A 4,204-nucleotide genomic window follows, 5' to 3' on the forward strand; every position below is an offset into this window, starting at 1 on the left:
GCGCGGGGAGAACGGCCGCAGGATACCGCATTCGCCGCGTGCCCGGGGGCGGCGCCGGCGGTCGGTGGCGACAGGCGGGCCGAGGGGCGAAGATCACGGTCGCCCTCGAACCTTGGAATCCCGCCGATGCGCCGCGCCGCCCCGCTGCTGACCGCCCTGCTTCTCGCCGTCGGGTTCGCCCCCGACGCCCTCGGCGACGAGCGACCCAATATTCTGTTCGTCTTCGCGGACGATCTGGGTCAGCGGGATCTCGGTTGTTACGGCTCGGAGTTTTATGAAACGCCGCACATCGACGCCCTTGCCGCCCGCGGCGTGCGGTTCACCGACGCCTACGCCGCCTGCCCGGTGTGCAGCCCCACGCGGGCCAGCGTCTATACCGGCAACTATCCGGCCCGGCTGCCGCTGACGGACTGGCTCAAAGGGCGCCGGCAACCGCAGGATTCCCCGATTCGCTGGGCGGAATATCTGAACGAACTGCCGCTCGAACAGGTGACGGTCGCGGAGGAGCTCAAAGCGGCCGGCTATCGCACCGGCTTTATGGGCAAGTGGCACCTCGGCGGAGAAGGCTTCCTGCCGACCGACCAGGGCTTCGACGTCAACGTCGCCGGCGGGGCGAACGGCAACCCGGGCAACTTCTTCTGGCCGGGGTGGCAAAAGCGGGTGCAGGGTCTCGAAGGGGAGTTCGAGGGGCAATACATCACCGATCTGCTGGCGAAGAAAGCGGCGGGTTTCGTCACGGAATCGTCCAAAGAGGACGCCCCCTGGTTCCTCTGCGTCGCCACCTATCAGGTTCATACGCCGATTCAGGCCAAGGCGGACGTCATCGCCAAATACGAAGCGAAACTAGAGCGATTGGCGAAGACCGACCCCCGCTACGACCGCACGGACGGCAACGGGGGAAACGGCCGCAACGGCAACCCGGGCATCCCCGTTCAAAATAATCCCGTGTATGCGGCGATGGTCGAGAGCATGGACGACCTCGTCGGGACGGTGGTGAAGTCCGTGGAGGACGCCGGCGAACTCGATAATACGCTGGTCGTGTTCTTCAGCGACAACGGCGGTCTGGCCGTCTCCGAGGGACCGAAGACTCCCGCCACCACGAACGCTCCGCTGCGTCACGGCAAGGGCTGGCTGTACGAGGGCGGCATCCGTGAACCGCTGATCTTCGCCGGTCCGGGCGTGGCGAACGGCGAGACCTGCGACGTGCCGGTGATCTCGAACGATCTGCGTCCCACCTTCCTGCACGCCGTCGGCATGGAAGACGTCGATTTGCGAGACGGGGAGAGCCTCGCCGACCTCATCGAGTCCCCCAACGCTCCCGAGGAGCTGCCGCGGCCGCTGTTCTGGCACTACCCGCACTTCTCCAACCAAGGCGGTCGTCCCGGCGGTGCCGTGCGATACGGTAATTGGAAGCTGATCCAGCGCTACGAGAACGGCGTCGTCGAGCTATACGATCTGTATTCCGATCCGTCCGAGACCCGCGACCTCGCCGCCTCGAACCCCAAGAAGGCCGACGAACTGCGGGCACTGCTGTCGGCGTGGCGGAAGGACGTCAAAGCGAACATGCCGACCGCCAACCCGAACTTCACCGGCTCCGTCGACGGCCCCGGCCCGGTGCTGGAACGTTAAAGCGAACCGCAGCTTCTCGTAGCGGCGGCTTCCAGCCGCCGACTCTCGACGCAGCGTCTCCAGGACTCCCGCTCGCTGCGCTTGCGGACGGCGGCAGGATGCCGCCGCTACGGCTCAACGCGGCCCCCTCTGAACGGTTTGCCGTCAGTCCCCGTCGGACGCCTCCGCGGCGCGGAGGCAACGCCCGTCGGGCGTGTCTCCGCTCGCTTGATCGCGGGCTTCCGTCACCTCCTCCGCCAACGGCCGCGGCAGGGCGTCGAGGCCGCGCTGCGTGAACGTCTTGAGGATCGCCTCCCGATGCTCGCCCAAGACCGCCTCGCCGGTCGGGCCGGCGTCCGGGAGGTAGGCGTGATGCAGGCGCTGCGACAGCGCCGTGAGGAACACGGTCCCCATGTCCGCTTTATACAGCGGCGCCAGCAGCACGGCGGAGACCGCGACGAGATACGAACGGTCCGCCTGGCTTCCGCGTCCGTCGAAGCATGGGGCGTCGGCGAGGCGATCGAGGGTCTCCGCAAACGGTCCGGGGGTCTCCTCGTCGAATAAATCCTCCAACCGGCCGGCGGTCGCCTCGTCGGCCAGCGGCAGGTCGCCGGCGGCGGCGGCCAGGGCGGTCGGCAGCGGATCGGGGATCGCGTCGGCCCAGTGGGCGATCGAGCGCCGCAGCACGTCGGCGACGCTCGGTTCGTCCAGGCCCGCGTCGGAGAGCACGCGGGCGTCGATCGCCCCCAGCCGGGCGGCGGCGACCGCGGCGGCGGTCTCCGACAGCGCCACCGCCGTCGGGTCGTGACCCTCCAGCAGCATCGCCCACGCCCCGCGAAAGCGATCCGACGGGAACGTGCCCGTGGGATCGCCCAGCGCGACCCGGGTGCGTTTTAATTCGCTCAACGCCGCCAGCAGGGGACGCAGCGCGGAGAGCCGCTCCGGCGAGGGGGCGGGGCCGCTCATCGCATCGCTCATAAAATCAGTGGTTACTGCACCAGGGAGCCGGGGGGCACGACGGAGCGGCCCTTGGAGCGAGCGGGATTCCGGCTCTCCCCCAAACCCAACGATCGGGCGCCCGCGGCTTGGCGGGGGGCGGGGACCGGCTGGCCGAGGTCTTGAAAGAACGCCTCCCAGGTCGCCCCGCGGCGCTTCGCCGCCGCTTGCAGCGACCGCAACGCCTGCCGCATCGCCGGTTCGTCGATCTCATGCACGTTCAGCGGAGCGCCCACGCCGTTTAACAGCGTGACGGTCAATCGCCCGCCGAGATGCTGGCGGAACTCCTCCAACCCTTGCATCAAGCGATCGGCGTCGCCCAGCAGCGGATGCCACAGGGGCAGGCCCAGCGCCGCGAGGCAGTCCAGTGCCCGGTCCGCGTCGGCCGTCGAGAGGCCGTGCACCGCGGCGGAATATAAAACGTCCAGCGCCACGCCCAGACCGACGGCTTCGCCGTGCCGCACGACGTATCCGCTGAGCGGCTCCAACCGATGGGCGCTCCAATGACCGAAGTCCAGCGGCCGGGCTTCCAACGCCTCGAACGGATCGCCGCCGGCAGTGATATGTTTGAGGTGCCACAGACAACTCGCTTTCAACGCCGGCCAGTAGGCGTCGAAAGCGCGCTGTTTAATATCGCCGGCTCGCTCGCAGAGATCGGCGAAGTCCGCGGGGCTTTTCAGCAGGGAGACCTTCACGCACTCGCTGAACCCCGCCCGGAAATCACGGTCCGGCAGGGTTTCTAACAACCGGGCGTCGTTCACCACGGCCCACGGCGCCGCGAACGTGCCCTGCCAATTCTTTTTTTGAAAGCGATTGACCGCGTTTTTGACGCCCACGCCGCTGTCGCCCTGAGCCAACGTGGTGCTGGGCAGACGGATCAGGCGAACTCCCCGGTGGGCGATCGCCGCGGCGTACCCGACGGCGTCCAACACCGCCCCGCCGCCGATCACGATCAGATAGCTGCGGCGGTCCAGATCCGCGTCGTTGATCGCGGCGAGGATGCGATCGACGTGCTTCGGGTCGTTCTTGCACGCCTCCCCGCCGACCAAGCGGAACGACCCGGCCGGCTCCGCGAGGCCCGCGGCGTCCCAGTCGGCCAGCAGTTCGTCCAAGCGGTCCGTCAGGCCCGGCACGCCGTCGGCGAGGGACGCATCGACCCACACCTGCGCCTTGGGCGTCGCCCGGCTCTCGCGCTCGCCTCCGTCCTCGTTACTCAGCACGTCCTCGTCCCGCAGCAACAGAGCGGCCAGCTCGTTCGCATCCGACCCCAAGGCGTCCCGAGTGAACCGCACGCGATGGACGAGCGGGACGGAGAACGACACGTCGAACCGATCCGCCGTGCGGTCCTCCATTGCGCGGTCCGCCATCGCGCGGTCCTCGGCCGACGCCGCCGCGGGGGCGGTCGTGCGGGAAGCCGGCGGCGGGGGAGGGGAATCAGGCACGGCGGACGAACGACGACCGGGGAGGCAAGCCGGGACCGGGGGCGAGCCGGGGGAACGCACAACCCTAAAGGACGATCCGCGGAGGTCTACGGGCGATTCCTCGAATGCCGGGCGGCGGGGCGTCGCCGCGGCGACTCGCCCCGCGTCCCCCGCACAGC

The 4,204-nt window shown here is 69.1% G+C and carries 3 protein-coding genes; 1 reads left to right on the top strand and 2 read right to left on the bottom strand.

Annotated elements, in window-relative coordinates:
• The first annotated feature begins 126 nt into the window (after positions 1–126).
• A complete protein-coding gene (locus LzC2_RS20450; RefSeq protein ID WP_171189882.1) occupies positions 127–1,629 on the top strand; it encodes a sulfatase in 1,503 nt (500 codons plus the stop codon).
• 144 nt (positions 1,630–1,773) lie between these two features.
• Here LzC2_RS20450 and LzC2_RS20455 read toward each other — a convergent pair whose 3' ends face one another.
• Both LzC2_RS20455 and LzC2_RS20460 read right to left on the bottom strand, forming a co-directional pair.
• On the bottom strand, positions 1,774–2,574 hold the full coding sequence (locus LzC2_RS20455; RefSeq protein ID WP_171189883.1) for a hypothetical protein: 801 nt from the start codon (positions 2,572–2,574) through the stop codon (positions 1,774–1,776).
• A 23-nt stretch (positions 2,575–2,597) separates the two neighbouring features.
• Positions 2,598–3,956, bottom strand: a complete 1,359-nt coding sequence (locus LzC2_RS20460; protein ID WP_171189884.1) for a 3-dehydroquinate synthase — start codon at positions 3,954–3,956, stop codon at positions 2,598–2,600.
• Positions 3,957–4,204: the final 248 nt, after the last annotated feature.

The organism is Alienimonas chondri, assembly GCF_013036045.1.
Lineage (GTDB): Bacteria > Planctomycetota > Planctomycetia > Planctomycetales > Planctomycetaceae > Alienimonas > Alienimonas chondri.

Coding starts and splice junctions, on each gene's coding strand:
- LzC2_RS20450 (WP_171189882.1), top strand. CDS start 127: ATGCGCCGCGCCGCCCCGCTGCTGACCGCCCTGCTTCTCGCCGTCGGG.
- LzC2_RS20455 (WP_171189883.1), bottom strand. CDS start 2,574: ATGAGCGGCCCCGCCCCCTCGCCGGAGCGGCTCTCCGCGCTGCGTCCC.
- LzC2_RS20460 (WP_171189884.1), bottom strand. CDS start 3,956: ATGGAGGACCGCACGGCGGATCGGTTCGACGTGTCGTTCTCCGTCCCG.